16 protein-coding genes and 1 tRNA gene are annotated in these 18,145 nt (G+C 62.2%); 13 read left to right on the top strand and 4 right to left on the bottom strand.

Annotation, left to right across the window (positions count from 1 at the left end; genetic code table 11):
- Window positions 1-3 precede the first annotated feature (3 nt).
- A tRNA-Ile gene (locus B2Y33_RS18820) sits at window positions 4-80 on the top strand.
- A 71-nt stretch (window positions 81-151) separates the two neighbouring features.
- Here B2Y33_RS18820 and B2Y33_RS18815 read toward each other — a convergent pair.
- Window positions 152-1,117, bottom strand: coding sequence for a tetratricopeptide repeat protein (locus B2Y33_RS18815; RefSeq protein WP_206405143.1), 966 nt, complete (start codon window positions 1,115-1,117; stop codon window positions 152-154).
- 283 nt (window positions 1,118-1,400) lie between these two features.
- Between B2Y33_RS18815 and B2Y33_RS18810 the strand changes: the two genes are divergently transcribed.
- The 11 genes from B2Y33_RS18810 (at window position 1,401) to B2Y33_RS18760 (ending at window position 13,337) form a co-directional block, all read left to right on the top strand.
- Window positions 1,401-2,525, top strand: a complete 1,125-nt coding sequence (locus B2Y33_RS18810; RefSeq protein WP_140174975.1) for a Fic family protein — start codon at window positions 1,401-1,403, stop codon at window positions 2,523-2,525.
- A 100-nt stretch (window positions 2,526-2,625) separates the two neighbouring features.
- On the top strand, window positions 2,626-3,087 hold the full coding sequence (locus B2Y33_RS18805; RefSeq protein WP_027913613.1) for an Lrp/AsnC family transcriptional regulator: 462 nt from the start codon (window positions 2,626-2,628) through the stop codon (window positions 3,085-3,087).
- Window positions 3,088-3,271: 184 nt separating this feature from the next.
- Complete coding sequence (locus tag B2Y33_RS18800; RefSeq protein WP_027913612.1) at window positions 3,272-4,954, top strand: flavin monoamine oxidase family protein; 1,683 nt, start codon at window positions 3,272-3,274, stop codon at window positions 4,952-4,954.
- A gap of 13 nt (window positions 4,955-4,967) precedes the next feature.
- A complete protein-coding gene (locus tag B2Y33_RS18795; protein WP_027913611.1) occupies window positions 4,968-5,774 on the top strand; it encodes a carbon-nitrogen hydrolase family protein in 807 nt (268 codons plus the stop codon).
- 47 nt (window positions 5,775-5,821) lie between these two features.
- On the top strand, window positions 5,822-8,149 hold the full coding sequence (gene pqqF, locus B2Y33_RS18790) for a pyrroloquinoline quinone biosynthesis protein PqqF (protein WP_206405141.1): 2,328 nt from the start codon (window positions 5,822-5,824) through the stop codon (window positions 8,147-8,149).
- A gap of 127 nt (window positions 8,150-8,276) precedes the next feature.
- Window positions 8,277-8,348, top strand: coding sequence for a pyrroloquinoline quinone precursor peptide PqqA (gene pqqA / locus B2Y33_RS18785; protein WP_003243383.1), 72 nt, complete (start codon window positions 8,277-8,279; stop codon window positions 8,346-8,348).
- 84 nt (window positions 8,349-8,432) lie between these two features.
- Entirely contained in the window at window positions 8,433-9,344 is a 912-nt protein-coding gene (gene pqqB / locus B2Y33_RS18780; RefSeq protein WP_027913610.1) for a pyrroloquinoline quinone biosynthesis protein PqqB, read from the top strand.
- 41 nt (window positions 9,345-9,385) lie between these two features.
- On the top strand, window positions 9,386-10,141 hold the full coding sequence (gene pqqC / locus B2Y33_RS18775) for a pyrroloquinoline-quinone synthase PqqC (RefSeq protein ID WP_023532576.1): 756 nt from the start codon (window positions 9,386-9,388) through the stop codon (window positions 10,139-10,141).
- Window positions 10,138-10,413 (top strand): pyrroloquinoline quinone biosynthesis peptide chaperone PqqD, encoded by a 276-nt coding sequence (gene pqqD / locus B2Y33_RS18770; protein ID WP_023532357.1) that lies wholly within the window; start codon window positions 10,138-10,140, stop codon window positions 10,411-10,413. Before pqqC ends, pqqD begins: the two co-directional genes overlap by 4 nt.
- The gene (pqqE, locus tag B2Y33_RS18765) at window positions 10,385-11,545 is read left to right on the top strand and encodes a pyrroloquinoline quinone biosynthesis protein PqqE (protein ID WP_206405136.1); all 1,161 of its coding nucleotides are present in this window, start codon (window positions 10,385-10,387) and stop codon (window positions 11,543-11,545) included. Before pqqD ends, pqqE begins: the two co-directional genes overlap by 29 nt.
- Window positions 11,511-13,337: a S9 family peptidase gene (locus tag B2Y33_RS18760; RefSeq protein WP_088522863.1), complete on the top strand. Its 1,827-nt coding sequence runs from the start codon at window positions 11,511-11,513 to the stop codon at window positions 13,335-13,337. Before pqqE ends, B2Y33_RS18760 begins: the two co-directional genes overlap by 35 nt.
- A 37-nt stretch (window positions 13,338-13,374) precedes the next feature.
- Here B2Y33_RS18760 and B2Y33_RS18755 read toward each other — a convergent pair whose 3' ends face one another.
- Together B2Y33_RS18755 and B2Y33_RS18750 are read right to left on the bottom strand one after the other, a co-directional pair.
- Window positions 13,375-13,533 carry a YqaE/Pmp3 family membrane protein gene (locus B2Y33_RS18755; protein WP_012316587.1) on the bottom strand — a complete coding sequence of 53 codons (159 nt, stop codon included), beginning with the start codon at window positions 13,531-13,533 and terminating at the stop codon, window positions 13,375-13,377.
- Between the two features lie 143 nt (window positions 13,534-13,676).
- Window positions 13,677-14,921 (bottom strand): aminotransferase class III-fold pyridoxal phosphate-dependent enzyme, encoded by a 1,245-nt coding sequence (locus B2Y33_RS18750; protein ID WP_059183580.1) that lies wholly within the window; start codon window positions 14,919-14,921, stop codon window positions 13,677-13,679.
- A 202-nt stretch (window positions 14,922-15,123) separates the two neighbouring features.
- Between B2Y33_RS18750 and B2Y33_RS18745 the strand changes: the two genes are divergently transcribed.
- Window positions 15,124-16,047: a LysR family transcriptional regulator gene (locus B2Y33_RS18745; RefSeq protein WP_028686632.1), complete on the top strand. Its 924-nt coding sequence runs from the start codon at window positions 15,124-15,126 to the stop codon at window positions 16,045-16,047.
- Between the two features lie 310 nt (window positions 16,048-16,357).
- Here B2Y33_RS18745 and B2Y33_RS18740 read toward each other — a convergent pair whose 3' ends face one another.
- A complete protein-coding gene (locus B2Y33_RS18740) occupies window positions 16,358-18,136 on the bottom strand; it encodes an acyl-CoA dehydrogenase C-terminal domain-containing protein (protein WP_059183579.1) in 1,779 nt (592 codons plus the stop codon).
- Window positions 18,137-18,145 lie beyond the last annotated feature (9 nt).

Genomic DNA, 18,145 nt, shown 5'->3' with positions numbered 1-18,145 from the left:
TGAGGGCCTATAGCTCAGTTGGTTAGAGCAGAGGACTCATAATCCTTTGGTCCACGGTTCGAGTCCGTGTGGGCCCACCATATTCAAAGCCGCGCACTGCGCGGCTTTCGGCTTTCTGGGTCGGCGGCGCTAGCGGCAAGGTCACCGTGGCTCAGGCCAGCAACCGGTCGATTAACGCCTGCTCGTAATCGTTGAGCGGTTGATCCTCGTAGAGCTTGTCGGAGGCCGCGACCAGCGCCTGGCCCTCGACCTCACGCCCACTGTCACTATAGACATGCCCAAGGTTCTCCAGCGACTGCAGGTTGCCGTGCTCTGAGAAGGAAATCAGGTACCAGCGCTCGGCCGCCTCGAGCTCGCCCAGTCGGTGATAGGCCACAGCCAGGTTGTGCTGGGCGTAGACGTGGTCGGACTCCAAGGCCTGCAACAACGCCTGCTTGGCCTGTTGATAGTCTTCGAGCTGCAAGTAAAGAAGGCCAAGATTGTTGTAGCCGTCGACATTGCCCAACTCGGCCGCGCGCCGGTAGGCCTGCTCAGCCTGCGGATAACGCTCTGCATGCAGATGGACGTCACCCAGCAAGTTCAACGCCTCCGGATGATCGTGGCGCACAGCCTTGTTGAGGTGTTCGACGGCAGCATCGTGATCGCCATCCTGGTAGGCCATGCTGCCCAGGTAGAAGTGGCTACGGACACAGTCGTACTCGGTGGCTTTCTGGAAGTATTGGCGGGCGGTGTCGTGGTCACCCTCCTGGAAGGCCATGCTGCCAAGGTTGTAGTGGCTGCCCGGATAGTCGTGCTCGGCAGCCCTCTGGAAGTGTCGGCGGGCAACGTCGTGATCACCGTCTTGGTAGGCCATGATGCCCAGGTTGTAGTGGCTGCCGGGATAATCACGGTCGGCGGCCCTCTGGAAGTGTCGATGAGCATTGGCGCGATCATCACGTGCCAGGCTCACCGCGCCAACGCCATTCATCCAGCGCGGGTCGTCGGGACACGCCTTGGCAAGGTTCTCGAAGCACTGCTGCGCAGCGTCCAGATCCTGTGCTCGGAACGCCGCCCAGCCCTGGTCATTGAGCGCAGTCGCCTGCTCGGCACTGAGCGTTTTTTTATTCGTGAACCACATGGTGTTTCCTGCCTTGCGAGGGTCTGCCATGTTAAGGGCGTATAGAAAAGCCAACAAGGTAAAGGCTCTGCTGGGCAGGTTCGAACCACCTTCTCCGAAGCCGCGCAACTGTGCGGCTTTTTTGCATTTCATATCACGTCATGGGCCCGATGCCCGTGTTGAAACCGCCCTTGAGGCCACTATGTTCCCTGCTATGCATTGGACAGTGAGCCGAATAGGCGGCATTATCGGCTCATTTAATGAGCCGAATAGGCTCGCTAATCGGCTCACGTGAACGTAACCTATGAATGACCCGCAATGGATCTGGCAGCAGCCCGGTTGGCCAGGGTTTACTTGGCAAACTGAAACACTCGCCCCACTGCTGCACGCCTGCAGTCAGGCGCAGGGCCGTCTGTTGGGGATGCTCGATGCCGCAGGGCACGACACTGAAGTGCAGAGCAGCCTGGATGCCATGCTGCAGAACATAATCACCTCTTCCGCCATCGAGGGCGAGCAACTGAATGTTGGTTCCGTGCGCTCATCGCTGGCGCAGCGCTTAGGGTTGAACGAGGAAAGCCAATCAGCCACACCGCGATCAGAAGGCCTGGCAGCATTGCTGCTCGATGCCACTCAGGGGTATGAACAAACGCTAGACACAGAACGGCTCTTCATTTGGCACCGCTGGTTGTTTCCAAGCGATGACCCGCTGATGTCAAGACCTCTGCATATCGGCACATTGCGCGGCGATGAGCCCATGCAGGTGGTTTCCGGTCGGCTCCACCGCCCGACGGTCCACTTCGAAGCACCTGCGCGAACTGGCCTGGAAACACAAGTGGCGGATTTTCTCGTCTGGTTCGAGCGCAGTCGCCGCGATGCCAACCTGAACCCTTTCTTGCGTGCGGGTATCGCGCATCTTTGGTTCGTTACCCTGCACCCGTTCGATGACGGTAACGGCCGCCTTACCCGCGCCCTCACCGACTTGGCGTTGGCGCAAGGTGAACGACAAGCCATCCGTTTCTATGCGATGTCCGCGAGCATTCTCGACGACCGCGCCGGTTATTACCGCATCCTGGAAGCCAGTCAGAAAAGTGGACTGGACATCACCCGTTGGCTGTATTGGTTTCTGACCACCTTGCTCAACAGCCTGGAAAAGGCTCTCGTACGTATTGATCGAGTACTGGCAAAGGCGCGATTCTGGCAGGCGCACCGCGGCCAGGGGTTATCCGCAGAGCAGGTAAAAGTACTCAACCGTCTGCTCGACGGTGGCGAGCGCGGCTTCGAGCAAGGTATCAGCGCAGCGCAGTACCAAGCCGTAGCGAAAGTTTCCAAAGCCACTGCTACTCGCCACCTCAGTGATCTTCTGGAAAAAGGCTGCATCGAACGCCTGCCCGGTGGCGGCCGCAGTACGCGTTACCAAATAGCCCAGTGAGCCTCAATGAACGTCTGAGCGCAGCGGGGCAATCCTCCTTGCCCCCACCCACCCAGCCTAGCTAGGCTACCTCCCCCCCTTTCGCTCGCCGAGCCACGCCATGCCAGACCCTCGCCCGTTCGCCCTGGATGAAATCGACCGCCAGCTGATCGCCCTGTTGCAGATCAATGCCCGCGAAAGCGTAGCCATGCTCGCGCGCCAGTTGGGCATCGCTCGCACCACGGTTAACTCACGGCTTGAGCGGTTGGAGAAGAACAAGGTGATTTCCGGTTATGGCGTGCGCTTGGGGCAGCAGGTGATGGGCGGTGGGCTACAAGCGTATGTGGGCATCAAGGTGCAGCCACGCTCGGGCAAAGAGGTCGTCAAACGACTAAGCGCGATGGCCGCTGTGCGGCAGTTGTGCGCAGTGAGCGGCGAGTTCGACTACGTGGCCTGGCTGCACACGGAGTCACCGGAACAACTGGACCAGTTGCTGGACCGGATCGGCAACGTCGAGGGCGTCGAAAAAACCACCACGTCGATCATCCTCAGCAGCAAGGTGGATCGCGGTCAGGCGCTTTGAAACCAATGCTCATGAAGCCGAAATCGTCAAAGTGCTCACCTGACACGTCACTATGACCAACCCTGAGACATTTCGACCTCATTCTGCTTCTTAATAACGAAACGCCCCCTCTCTAAAATGACCGCCAGACGTCTCCTATACTCAGGCTCAGCACATCGCGCAGCCGCTCTGGCAAGGTCCTTCAATGAACAAGAACAACCGGCACCCTGACGACGGCAAGAAACCCATCACCATTTTCGGCCCGGATTTTCCATTCGCCTTCGATGACTGGCTGGAGCATCCGGCAGGCCTGGGCACGATTCCGGCTCAACGTCACGGCGAGGAAGTCGCGATCATCGGCGCCGGAATCGCCGGCTTGGTGGCCGCCTACGAGCTCATGAAACTGGGGCTCAAGCCAGTGGTATACGAAGCCTCGAAACTGGGTGGCCGGCTGCGCTCGCAAGCCTTCAATGGCACCGATGGCATCGTCGCCGAGTTGGGTGGCATGCGCTTTCCGGTCTCGTCCACGGCGTTCTATCACTACGTGGACAAGCTAGGGTTGCAGACCAAGCCCTTCCCTAACCCGTTGAGCTCGGCCTCCAGCAGCACGGTGATCGACCTCGAAGGCCAGACCTACTACGCCGAAACCCCTGCCGATCTTCCCCAGTTGTTTCATGAAGTGGCCGACGCCTGGGCTGACGCGCTGGAAAGCGGTGCGCAATTCGCCGATATCCAGCAAGCGATCCGTGATCGCGATGTACCACGCCTCAAGGCGCTGTGGAACAAACTCGTACCGCTGTGGGACGACCGCACGTTCTACGACTTCGTCGCCACCTCGCGCTCGTTCGCCAAGCTCAGCTTCCTGCACCGCGAAGTGTTCGGCCAGGTAGGCTTCGGCACAGGCGGTTGGGACTCTGACTTCCCCAACTCGATGCTGGAAATCTTCCGGGTGGTCATGACCAACTGCGATGATCATCAGCATCTGATCGTGGGCGGCGTGGAGCAGGTACCGCAAGGTATCTGGCGTCATCGGCCCGAGCGCTGCGCTCATTGGCCCGAGGGCACCAGCTTGCGGTCCCTGCATGGCGGCGCACCCCGCACCGGGGTCAAGCGGATCCAGCGCGCTGCCGATGGCCGCCTGGCCGTCACCGACAACTGGGGTGATACCCGCCAGTACGGCGCCGTGCTCGCCACCTGCCAGACGTGGTTGCTGACCACCCAGATCGACTGCGAAGAATCGCTGTTCTCCCAGAAAATGTGGATGGCACTGGACCGCACCCGCTACATGCAGTCGTCGAAAACCTTCGTCATGGTCGACAGGCCGTTCTGGAAGGACAAGGACCCGGAAACCGGCCGCGACCTGCTGAGCATGACCCTGACCGACCGCCTGACCCGCGGCACGTACCTGTTCGATAACGGCGACGACAAGCCGGGGGTCATCTGCCTGTCCTATGCCTGGATGAGCGATGCCTTGAAAATGCTGCCACACCCGGTCGAGAAACGCGTGCAGCTGGCCTTGGACGCGCTGAAGAAGATCTATCCGAAGACCGACATCGCCGGCCACATCATTGGCGATCCGATCACGGTGTCGTGGGAAGCGGACCCATATTTCCTCGGCGCCTTCAAAGGCGCTCTGCCCGGTCATTACCGCTACAACCAACGCATGTATGCCCACTTCATGCAAAAGGACATGCCCGCCGAGCAGCGCGGCATCTTCATTGCCGGCGACGACGTGTCCTGGACGCCTGCCTGGGTGGAGGGCGCCGTGCAGACGTCGCTCAATGCGGTGTGGGGTATCATCAATCACTTCGGCGGGCATACCCACCCCGAGAATCCGGGGCCAGGCGATGTGTTCGACGAGATCGGCCCGATCGCGCTGGCCGACTGACCCAGGAGCTGTCATGCGCATAGCCTTGTTCCAAGCGCTGCCTGGCCCGCTGGATGTGCCCGGCAACCTGCAGCGGCTGCGCGACCAGGCGCAGTTGGCGGCCGGCCAGGGCGCGTCACTGTTGGTTTGCCCGGAAATGTTTCTGACCGGCTACAACATCGGCTCGGCCCAGGTGCAGCAACTGGCCGAAGCCTGCGATGGCCCGTCAGCGCAGCACATCATGCAGACAGCGCAGACCTACGGTATCGCCATCGCCTACGGTTACCCGGAACGCGACCCAAACGGTGCCGTTTTCAACAGCGCGCAACTGATCGCTGCCGATGGCCGCACCCTGGGCAACTACCGCAAGACGCATCTGTTCGGTGAGCTTGATCGCACGATGTTCACGCAGGGGCCGGATCATTTTCCGGTCGTCGAGCTGGACGGCTGGAAAGTCGGCCTGCTGATCTGCTACGACATCGAGTTCCCGGAAAATGCCCGTCGGCTGGCCTTGGCCGGCGCCGAGCTCATCCTGGTCCCTACGGCCAACATGAAGCCTTACGACTTCGTTTGCCAGGTGACGGTGCGGGCCCGGGCCCAGGAAAACCAGTGTTACCTGGTGTATGCCAACTACTGCGGCACGGAAGACGCCATCGACTATTGCGGACAAAGCAGCATCGTCGGCCCGGATGGCGGCGTGTTGGGCATGGCAGGCCATGAAGAATGCCTGCTGCTGGCCGAGCTGGAACAGCAAGCCGTGGTGCAAGGCCGTCGAGCATTCCCCTACCTCACCGACCTGCGTCAGGCCTTGCACGGACGAACGCCTGGGCAGGATCACTGACAGCGCAGCGCTTGCAGGCTAGCATGGTCGGACCATACGGAGCCTCCATGCCTGACACCATCCGCCAGCTCACCCTTGCCAACGGCCTGCAGCTCACCCTGCGCCACGCCCCTCGTCTCAAGCGCGCCGCGGCGGCGCTCAGGGTGCACGCGGGCGGCCACGACGCCCCTGCCAAGTGGCCTGGGCTGGCGCATTTTCTCGAGCACCTGTTCTTTCTGGGTACAACGCGTTATCCCCTCGAAAATGGCCTGATGCGCTACGTGCAGGCGCTCGGCGGCCAGGTCAATGCAAGCACCCGCGAGCGGACGACGGACTTCTTCTTCGAAACCCCACCCACAGCCTTGGCGGGCGGTTTGATGCGGCTGTGCCAGATGCTGGCCGAGCCGGACCTGGCCATCGCCCGCCAACGCGACGAGCGCGAAGTGATCCACGCCGAATTCATCGCCTGGTCGCGCAGTCGTCAGGCCCAGGCGCATCATGCCTTGCTGCAATCCGTCGCGCCGTGTCATCCGTTGCGCGCCTTCCAGGCCGGTAACCGTTACACCTTACCGCTGCAAGACCCCGCCTTCCAGCAAGCACTGAGGGACTTTCACCGACGCTATTACCAGGGTGGCCAAATGGTGCTGGCGGTGAGCGGCCCTCAGTCCCTGGATGAACTGGAACAGTTGGCCGTGCCCCCCGCACAACTGTTCGCCAGCGGCACGCGCGAGCTGCAGCGCCCTCCACCCCCATTGGGCACAAGCTGCAACCCGCAACTGTTCGCTCATGACCAGATGCCGGCCGGCGCAGAGCATGCCCTAGCGCTGCTGATCAGTTGCCTGAACGACAGCCGGCCCGGTATGTGGCTCGCTGCCGCGCGCCAGCACTGCGGGTTGCAGGCCATCAAGGTTGAAACGCTCTACGCCTTCGCCGGGCAATTGCTCTGGCACATCGACCTGACGCCAGGCACCGGTGTGGCTGTTGGGCAGGCCATGGCCCTGCTTCACGGCTGGTTCGGATACATGCAGAACGCGGACTTGGCGCAGCTCAATCGAGAATTCGGGCGTTTGCAAAGGCGTCGTGAGCACAGCGCCAGCGCCATGGAGCTGGCACGCAGGGACAGCGCAGGGCTTCCCTTTACCGCGCTCGACACACAGGGCCAGCGCGCTTTTGCTGCGCTTCTGGCGAGCCTGCCCCATTCGGACCAGGGTCGCTGGCAGCTCCCTGTGAGCGAGCCGTTGCTGCACACACCGTTGCCTGAGACCGGTGAGTGGTCCTTACCCGGTGGACTGAGCATCAGCGACGCCTTGCCTGCCACGCGTCAGCACGCAGCCCTGCTTGTGCGTTGGCAGGTACCCCTTGCTTTGAAGGAATCACTGCATGCCGTTCTGGATCAAGCCCTGGCCCCACTCAAAGCGCGCTGCGAACGCGCTTCGGTACAGCTGAGTTTCGCCAGGGCCGGCCAGGGATGGGCGCTGCGCTGCGCAGGCGTAGCTTCGGCCGTGGTCACCGCCATGGGGATTGCCCTGCCATTGTTGAAGGCCCCGCCGGCCGACTGCTGGGCTGACCGCACAGTGCCACCCAGTGAGCCCATGCCCATCAGGGCACTGCTCGAGCAGTTGCCAAACGCCGTGGCAGGCCTCGAGGTGCAGGCGGTGACCGTGTCACGGCAAAGCCAGGCCCAACTCGACAGGCTCTGGCAACAGGCCACCTGGCATGGGTTGGCTGTGGGTTTCGATACAGATACACAGCGGGCACTGGCAGCCGTCCTGCAAGGCCTGCCTGGCCATGGCCGCGCGCCTGTTCCCGTCCCACCGCCCGCCCGTCGTTGGCACACGGTGGACGGGTACGGCAGCGAGCATGCCCTGCTGTTGTTCTACCCTCTGCCAGCGGGCATGGAGGCAGCGGGCAGGCTGCTGGCTCACCTGCTTCAAGGCCCTGTCTATCAACGTTTGCGGGTCGAACTGCAACTGGGCTATGCGGTGTTCAGCGCCATGCGCCAGGTGGAGGGCGTGCACGGGCTGATGATCGGCGTGCAATCGCCCCACGCCAGCCCGGCCATGATCCTGGAACAGGTGGTCACCTTGTTGCGCGAGCGCGTCACGCTCGATCTTTCCTCGCAGCAACTGCTGGCCGATCAGTTCGATGAAGCGGTGATGAGCAACGCCGAGGTCGTGGAGTGGGCCTGGCAGACACACCTGGCTACACAACCCTGGACGCTGGATGGCGTACGCAGGGCTATCCTCAACGTGCGGCAGCATGATCTGGACAGGCTGCAGGACGCATTGCTCAATGGGCAGGCGCCCTGGATCTGTCTGGCCACCGCTGCCGCGCCACCTGACTTTCAGGCCAAGCAGCGCGAGATTATTGCACCTGGTGCAACGCTACTTTCCTGATACACAGTCTTCGGATGAACGGTTTTCTTGTAAGATAGCGCAACCCTGATTCAGGGAACCTCCTGCCTATGGCGGTACCCAAGTAGTAGTCAAGCGTTCCTCAAACCCATTCGGAAGGAGTAATCCCATGTGGACCAAACCTGCATACACTGACCTGCGTATCGGCTTCGAAGTCACCATGTACTTCGCCAACCGCTAAGCACGGCTTAGGGTACGACGCCTCGGCCTGCCGGGGCGTTTTCGTTTTTCAGGCATGACTTTCCGCACAGCATAGAGAGCACCCATGTATATCCAGGTTCTCGGCTCGGCCGCCGGTGGCGGATTTCCGCAGTGGAACTGCAACTGCGTCAATTGCAAGGGCTTCAGGGACGGTACCCTGCGGGCCACTGCCCGCACCCAGTCATCCATCGCCCTGTCCGACGACGGTGTGCATTGGGTATTGTGCAACGCTTCGCCAGACATTCGCGCACAGCTTCAGGCCTTCGCGCCCATGCAGCCTGCCCGGGGTCTGCGCGACACCGGCATAGACGCCATCATCCTGCTGGACAGCCAGATCGACCACACCACTGGCCTGCTCAGCCTGCGCGAAGGTTGCCCGCATCCGGTGTGGTGCACCGACATGGTCCATCAGGACCTGACCACCGGCTTTCCGCTGTTCACCATGCTCAGCCACTGGAACGGCGGCCTGCAATGGAACCGTATCGAGCTTGAGGGCAGTTTCGTCATCCAGGCCTGCCCCAACCTGCGGTTCACCCCTTTCCCGCTGCGCAGTGCGGCGCCGCCTTATTCGCCACACCGTTTCGACCCGCACCCAGGCGATAACCTCGGCCTGCTGGTCGAGGACACCCGCACCGGTGGCAAGCTGTTCTATGCGCCCGGCCTTGGCCAGGTGGACGAGCAACTGCTGGAGATGATGCAAGGCGCCGACTGTCTGCTGGTCGATGGCACCTTGTGGGAAGACGACGAAATGCAGCGCCGCGGTGTGGGCACGCGCACCGGCCGTGAAATGGGCCACCTGGCCCAGAACGGCGCCGGCGGCATGCTCGAGGTGCTCGACGGCTTTGCACGCCAGCGCAAAGTGCTCATCCACATCAACAACACCAACCCGATTCTCGACGAAGACTCCCCCGAGCGTGCCGAAGTGCTGCGCCGCGGTGTGGAAGTGGCCTTCGACGGCATGAGCATCGAGTTGTAACGGGCCTGCCCGCCACCTCAAGTCTTCCAGGAGCCAGCCGAATGAGCGATGCACTGCCGATGTCCCCTGCCGAGTTCGAGCAGGCCCTGCGCGCCAAGGGCGCCTACTACCACATTCACCACCCCTACCATGTGGCCATGTATGAAGGCCGTGCTACCCGCGAACAGATCCAGGGTTGGGTAGCCAACCGCTTCTATTACCAGGTCAACATCCCGATGAAGGACGCCGCCATCCTGGCCAACTGCCCGGATCGCGAGGTGCGCCGGGAGTGGATACAGCGCTTGCTCGACCACGATGGCGCACCTGGTGAGGATGGCGGCATCGAAGCCTGGCTGCGACTGGGCCAGGCGGTTGGTCTTGACCCCGAGCAGTTGCGCTCACAGGAGCTGGTATTGCCGGGGGTGCGCTTTGCCGTGGACGCCTACGTCAATTTCGCCCGTCGCGCCAGCTGGCAGGAAGCGGCCAGCAGCTCGCTGACCGAGCTTTTCGCCCCGCAGATCCACCAATCGCGCCTGGACAGCTGGCCACAGCACTACCCTTGGATCGACCCGGCAGGCTACGCGTATTTCCGCACGCGCCTTGGCCAGGCTCGCCGCGACGTTGAGCATGGCCTGGCCATTACGTTGCAGCACTACACCACCTGGGCTGGGCAGCAGCGGATGCTGGAAATCCTCCAGTTCAAGCTGGACATCCTGTGGAGCATGCTCGATGCCATGAGCATGGCCTACGAGCTGAACCGGCCGCCTTATCACTCCGTTACCCAGGAACGGGTATGGCATAAAGGGATCACCCTATGAATTTCGATCGTCAGCAAGTGCCCAGGTGGCGCCAGGGTTACCGCTTCCAGTACGAGCCTGCCCAGAAAGGCCATGTGCTGCTCTACCCTGAAGGCATGATCAAGCTCAACGAAAGCGCCAGCCTGATCGGAGGGCTGATCGACGGTCAGCGCGATGTGGCAGCCATCATCGACGCACTCCAGCAGCAATTCCCCGATGTGCCGGAAGTGGCCGACGATATCGAGCAGTTCATGGAGGTGGCCCGTGCCGAACACTGGATCGAGCTTGCCTGAGCTGCCGCCCACGCCCGAAGTCGGCCTGCCGCTGTGGCTGCTGGCCGAGCTGACCTATCGTTGCCCGCTGCAATGCCCCTATTGCTCCAACCCTCTGGATTTCGCAGCCCAGGGCCAGGAGTTGAGCACTGCGCAGTGGTTCAAGGTCATGGCCCAGGCCCGCGAGATGGGCGCCGCGCAGATTGGGTTCTCCGGGGGCGAACCTCTGGTTCGCCAGGACCTCGCCGAGCTGATCGCCGAGGCCCGCCGGCTGGGGTACTACACCAACCTGATCACCTCCGGTATCGGCTTGACCGAGGCGCGCATCGCCGCCTTCAAGCAGGCCGGCCTGGACCATATACAGATCAGCTTTCAGGCCAGCGACGAGCAAGTGAACAACCTGCTGGCCGGCTCCCGAAAGGCGTTCGCACAAAAGTTGGAAATGGCCCGCGCCGTGAAGGCCCACGGTTACCCCATGGTGCTCAACTTCGTTACCCATCGGCACAACATCGACAAGATCGACCGCATCATCGAGCTGTGCATCGCACTGGATGCGGATTTCGTAGAACTGGCCACGTGCCAGTTCTACGGATGGGCGCACCTGAACCGGGTCGGGCTGCTGCCCACCCGTGATCAGCTGGAGCGGGCCGAGCGGATCACCAATGAATACCGCGACAAGCTCAAAGCCGAAGGCAACCCGTGCAAGCTGATCTTCGTCACGCCGGACTACTACGAGGAGCGGCCCAAGGCCTGCATGAACGGTTGGGGCAATCTGTTCCTGACCATCACTCCCGACGGCACCGCGCTGCCGTGCCATGGCGCCCGTCAGTTGCCGGTGCAGTTCCCCAACGTGCGCGACCATGACCTGCGACACATCTGGTATGAGTCGTTCGGTTTCAACCGCTTCCGTGGCTACCAATGGATGCCGGAACCCTGCCGCTCCTGCGATGAGAAGGAGAAGGACTTTGGCGGCTGCCGCTGCCAAGCCTTCATGCTCACCGGTGATGCCAGCAATGCCGACCCGGTATGCGCCAAGTCGCCCGACCATGACTTTATCCTGAAGGCCCGCGAGCAGGCGCAAAGCGCCGACCTCGCCATAGAACAGATGACTTTCCGAAATGAACGAAACTCCCGTGTCATCGCCCGAGGCTGAGTTCACCGCCGCCCAGGCTGTCGCCGCCGGCACCGATTTCGCCGAACTCAAGGTCGGTGACGCCGGCCTGTTCTGGGTCGAGTTTCGGCCTGCCGACGACGCTTGCCGCATTTGGCACTGGCATCATCACCAGGCACGCTGCCTGACCCCCGACGGCTTCAGTGTACGCAGCCGTGTCTACGAATATGGCGGGGGCAGTTTCTGCCTGGGCGGGGACGGACTGGTGTTCGTCAACGAAAAGGACCAGCAGGTTTACACCCAACCTTTGGACAATACGCCGCCGCGCGCCCTTACCCATGACCCCGCCTGCCGTTATGGCGATGTGCAATGGCATGGCGGGCAGGCCCTGGCCGTGGAGGAGCGCCATGGCGAAACCGTGGAGCACCGTCTGGTGGCCTTGGCCGAGGGCACACGTCAGGTGCTAGTCGAAGGCGCCGATTTCTACGCTTCGCCCACGGTCAGCCCGGACGGGGAGCGCCTGGCCTGGATCGAATGGGATCGCCCGGCGCAGCCGTGGACGGTAACGCGACTCATGACCTGCCGTCGCGAGGCCAGCGGCCAATGGGGGCCAGCGCAAACAGTAGCCGCGGGCGATGAATCGCTGCAGCAGCCCCGATTCGATGAGGCCAACCGCCTGTACTGCCTGTCCGATCGCGATGGTTTCTGGCAGCCGTGGGGCGAGCGTGACGACGGCTGGCAAGCGCTGGCAAGCGAGCCTGCCGACCATGCCGCAGCGCCGTGGCAACTGGGCGCCAGTACCTGGCTGGCACTCGGGCCACAGCATTACCTGGCCACTTGGTTCGAAGCAGGTTTCGGACAACTGGGTCTGCGCACGCCCGATGGTCGCACTGAGCGGTTCGCCAGCGCCTACACCCGCTTTCGGCACCTGGCCATGGACGCCACCTGCGTGTATGCCATCGCCGCCTCGCCCATCAGCCCGGCGGCGGTCATTGCGATTGCGCGTGACACTCACGAAGTGAGCATACTGGCTGGGGGCGCCGAGGTACTGCCGGCGCATCGGGTCAGCATGCCCCAATCATTTCATTGCGGAACCGGGAGTGCGCTGGCCCATGGCTTTTTCTATCCGGCGGCAGGCAGCACTACGCCATCGCCGCTGATCGTCTTCATTCATGGTGGCCCGACCTCGGCCTGCTATCCGGTGCTCGACCCGAGGATCCAGTTCTGGACGCAACGAGGTTTTGCCGTTGCGGACCTCAACTACCGCGGCAGTAGCGGCTATGGCCGCGCGTACCGCCATGCGTTGCACTTGCGTTGGGGGCAAAGCGATGTGGAAGATGCTTGCTCAGCCGTCGAGCGCCTGGCGGCCGATGGCCTGATCGACAAGACCAAAGTGTTCATCCGTGGCGGCAGTGCCGGCGGCTACACCGCCCTCTGCGCACTGGCGTTCAGGGAGGTATTCCGGGCAGGCGCGAGCCTGTATGGCGTCAGCGACCCGGTTGCATTGGCGCGTGCCACGCACAAGTTCGAGGGTGACTACCTGGACTGGCTGATCGGTGATCCGGAACAGGATGCCGAGCGCTACCGGCAGCGCACGCCGCTCCTGCATGCCGAGCGAATCAAGGTGCCGGTGGTGTTCTTTCAAGGGGAACTGGATGCGGTCGTGGTGCCGGAGCAGACCCGCGCCATGCTCGCAGCGCTCAACGCCAATGGCATCGAGGCCCAGGCACATTTCTACGCGGGGGAGCGGCACGGGTTTCGCAAGGCCCGTAACCTTGAGCATGCGCTCGAACAGGAATGGCGATTCTACTGCAAGGTGCTTGAGCAGCATTGAACCTGCGGCTCACGGCTACCCGTGAGCCGCAGGGAATTCAACGCTTGGCGATGATGTACACCGCGTGCACGATGCCTGGGATATAGCCAAGCAAGGTCAGCAGGATGTTCAGCCAGAAGGCTCCGCCAAACCCCACCTGCAGAAACACGCCCAAGGGCGGCAGAATGATTGCGATGATGATCCGAATAATGTCCATGCGAGTCTCTCCGTAAGGGGTTACATCACAGACTCGCCGCCGCTTGCAGAGGTTCCACAGGCAAAAAAAACGCCCTGGATCGAATGTGACAGACCCAGGGCGGTGCGCAGAAACGCCAGACGGTTCGGTTGTACGTGGGTGGACTAGGCTGGCATCTTGCGCCCCGAGACCTGGGCCGCGTGCAGTCGCGCGAACGCGCGCGATAGGCGCAACAGCATTTCGTCGACGTTGCCGCGGGTCACGGTAAGCGACGGCGAGAGCCGCAGTACATCGGCCTGGGGCGCACCGACCAGCAGGCACTCTTGCAACGCTGCACGCTCAAGCGCCCGTGCCAGGGGCTCGTTGAGCTGCAATGTCCACAGCAGCCCGCTCCCGCAGACCTGGCCCTGGCCAAAGCGGCCCGCCAAGCGGCTAAGTCCCTCGCGTAGATGGCGGCCAGTGTCCTGCACGTGCTCGATGAAGCCCGCACTCAGCACCGTTTTCAGGACTGCCAGGCCTGCTGCGGCCGTCAACGCATTGCTGTACCAGGCATCCGGCAGGCCTGCCATCGGCGTGCAGCCAGCGCTGCTGCGTACCAGCAAGGCGGCCAGTGGAACGCCTCCACCCAGGCCGCCACCTAGCACCACCATGTCGGCATGCACGCCGTACAGGTTTTCGGCCAGCAACGCACCGCAGCGGCCCATGCCGGTGTGCGCTTCATCAAGGATCAGCAGAATGCCCAGCTCGCGGCAAAGGGCCTCAGCGCCCTTGAGGTATTCCTCGGTTGCAGCAACGATTGCACCCTGGCTTTGCAACGGTTCCAGCACGACGGCTACCGTGCGCGACTCCACGGCCGCGTGCAGTACGGCCAGGTCATTGAACGGCACATGGCTGAGAGGGGCGTGTTCGGGTGTGCAATGGCTTGCACGGCTGGCCACAGGCGCACCATACGCGGCTTCGCCGCCCTGGCGGGCAACGATGATATGGCCAGCACCGTGGCGATGGCGCTCACCCCACTGGCGAGCCAGGCGCACAGCACCTTCATGTGCCTGAGCCGTGCTGTCGAAAAGCAGGGCACGGTCACTCCCGGTTGCTTGGCAGAGCTGGTCGCGCAACGCCAGAACGCCCTCATGCGAGCGCCCCACGCCCGGGTTGATCAAGGCTTGAGCCTGGCTCGCCACCGCCTTCACCACGGGCTCTGGGCTGTGCCCCAGCGTGTTGACCCCGTCGCCTTGATTGAAGTCCAGGCACGCGCGGCCTTGGTCGTCCCAAAGCCAGGCGCCTTGCCCTCTGACGAAAACAGGTGAGCCCATCGCCGCTGTATCGAGACGAGGCCGAGCACGTGCTGGCTCATGCAATGTTTCAATCCCGACAGCACGCGCTGGACGGCGAAGGTTGAACAGATTCATCGAAGTTCTGCACGCTAGGATGATGGGCAGGGCTGGAACGGCTTTGATTCAAATGAATGCCGTACCTATGAATAGGAAGTCAGGCTGCGGTAACGGTGGGGTCCGCACAAAGCCTGTAACCCGTTGTTATACAGCGATAGACTAGGCGTCGAATGCCGATTCCGACATTTCGATTTAGCAGTATTTTCAATAAGTAGAACTTATGGATTTTCGTCAACTGCGTTATTTCGTCGCGGTCTATGAAGAAGGCCATGTCGGGCGCGCCGCCGAGCGTCTGTCATTATCTCAACCGGCCCTGTCCCAGCAGATTCGCCAACTCGAGCATGGCCTGGACCTGAGCCTCTTCGAGCGCAGTAACAAGCGCCTGCTGCCTACACTGGCGGCGCACACCTTGTACAATCATGCCCTGCCCCTGCTCGACGGCCTGCAAAGGGCCCACGAGGCGATGCGAAACTTCAAAGGCCAGGCACTGCGCACCTTGGCGATCGGCGTTTTGCAGACGGTTCGGCCAAGCCTGGTACCGCAGCTTCTGGAACGACTGCGCAAGGCCCAGCCGCACCTGGTGGTGCAGATCTATGAGTTGTCGGGTCTGGAAATCGAGAAGCGCCTGATCAGTGGCACGCTGGATATCGGCATCAGCTATTTGCCCGCGCGCCAACCTGGGCTGCATGGCGTGTTGTTGTACGAGGACGAATTGCAGTTGGTCATCCCAGCGACCCACCCGCTCAAGGACTTCAAGAAGGTGTCGATCCACCAGGCGGCGGAATTGCCCATGCTGATGCTGGGCGAGGAGTTCCAGATGCGCCAGATCTGGCAGGCCCAGCTGGCCAGCCAAGGTCGTCGCCCGCAGGTTCAGGCAGAAATGAATAACATGGCAGGCATTCTCGACAGCCTGTCACACACCTCATTGGCGACCATCCTGCCGGGCCGTGCCAAGGAAGCCGAACAGGCGCAGCAAGGGCTGCTGTGGAAACCATTGAGTGAACCCAGGGTGCCCTTGAAGGTAGGGCTGGTGTTTCGTGACGCTCAGCGTCAACAGGCCTCTATCGAGCTTCTGCGTGGCCTGCTCGAAGAAGAAACCAACCTGCGCGGACCGGTGGCTTCGCCACTGGATGCACTGAGCTGAACGTGACGCACAAGAAAAACCCCGCCGAGGCGGGGTTCTTCAGACTGTTTCCCTGTGACATCCGTATCGCCCCACCATCCTGGCAGGAAATCCTTCGTCGTCTTCCTTGATCTGTCCTATGCGCTTCCTGCGCAACGTCCATGGAAGAAAGATAACCCTGGATCCAATCTGAGAACAGTGGTGAAAAGTCACCACGTGTTGTAGGAAAAGGCTTACAAAGGGTAATCATTCCTATCACCACCCTTTGTCATGGCGACCACCCTGGCGCCGAGCCCTTGCGCTACAGTCGTCTTCATCGCCTGCGCCAGTCCTAGAACTGTTCCGCATCCAGCAGGTACAGCGATTCGCTACCCGCCTTGACCGAGGCGATGAGCGAATCGACGCGGGGCAGCAAGCGAGCGAAATAGAAGCGTGCCGTGCCAAGCTTGCCTTGGTAGAACGCTTCATCACCCTCGCCTGCCAGTGCAGCCTGGGCCATCAATGCCCACATGTAGCCATAGGCGACATAGCCAAAGGCATGCAGGTATTCAACCGACGCCGCCCCGATTTCGTTCGGATTGCCCTTGGCTTGTTGCAGCACCCAGTCGGTCACGCCATCGAGCTGGTCGAGCGCCGCTTCCAAGGGGCTGGTAAACGCAGCCATGCCAGCACCGGCACCGGCAATGAACTCACGCACTTCGTTCGAGAACAGCTGGTAGTACGCGCCACCACTGGCCACCACCTTGCGGCCCATCAAGTCCAGCGCCTGGATACCGTTGGTGCCTTCGTAGATCTGGGTAATACGCACATCGCGCACCAGCTGCTCCTGACCCCATTCGCGGATATACCCGTGCCCACCGAACACTTGTTGACCGTGCACGGTGCACTCAAGGCCCAGGTCGGTCAGAAACGCCTTGGCCACCGGGGTCAACAGCGCGACCAGCTCCTCGCTGCGCTTGCGCACGGCACTGTCTTGCGCGTATTTGGCGCTGTCCAGTTGCATGGCCACGTAGCTGGAAAACGCCCGTCCGCCCTCGGTCAGCGCCTTCATGGTCAGCAACATGCGCCGCACATCCGGGTGCACGATGATCGGGTCAGCAGGCTTTTCCTTGGCTTGGGGCCCGGTCGGTGCACGGCTTTGCAGGCGATCCCGGGCGTATTCGACAGCGTTCTGATAAGAGCGCTCGGCCGAAGCGAGCCCTTGGATGCCAACGCCGAGCCGCTCGTAGTTCATCATGGTGAACATCGCGGCCAGCCCCTTGTTGGGCTCCCCCACAATGTAACCGACCGCCTCGTCGAAATTCATTACGCAGGTGGCCGAGGCCTGGATACCCATCTTGTGCTCGATGGACCCGCAGGTCGCCGGATTGCGAGCACCCAGGCTGCCGTCTTCGTTGACCAGGAACTTGGGGACCAGGAACAGGGAGATCCCTTTGGGGCCTGCCGGTGCGTCTGGCAGCTTGGCCAGGACCAGGTGAATGATGTTCTCGGTCAGGTCGTGCTCGCCACCGGTGATGAAGATCTTGGTGCCGGTCACACGGTAGCTGCCGTCAGCCTGGGGCTCGGCCTTGGTGCGGATCATGCCAAGGTCAGTACCTGCATGAGGTTCGGTCAGGCACATGGAGCCTGCCCACACACCTGAATACATGTTCGGCAGGTACGTGTGCTTGAGCGCCTCGTCGGCGTGGGCGTTGATCGACAGGCAGGCACCTGCGGTGAGCATGGGGTACAAGCCAAACGACAGGCTGGCTGCGTTGACCATCTCCTCGACCTGGGCCGATACCGCCTTGGGCATGCCCATGCCGCCGAAGGCAGGGTCGCCACCCACGCCTACCCAGCCGCCTTGAGCATAGGTGTCGTAGGCTTCGATGAACCCGGCAGGCGTATGCACCGCGCCGTTGTCCCAGCGGCAGCCTTCCTCGTCGGCAGCGCGGCTGAGCGGTGCAATGCTGCGTGCAGTGACCTTGCCTGCCTCCTCAAGCACCGCCATGGCCGTTTCGGCATCGACCAACTCAGCCAAGCCCGGCAGCTGCGCCCACTGCTGGCCCACGTTGAAGACTTCATTCAGTACGAAGCGCATGTCGCGCAGGGGCGCTTTATATTCAGCCATGACAACCTC

Source organism: Pseudomonas sp. UBA5666, from assembly GCF_002420785.1.
GTDB lineage: Bacteria > Pseudomonadota > Gammaproteobacteria > Pseudomonadales > Pseudomonadaceae > Aquipseudomonas > Aquipseudomonas fulva.
The sequence above is the reverse complement of the archived record's forward strand: the minus strand, read 5'-3'. Positions and strand labels throughout refer to the sequence as shown.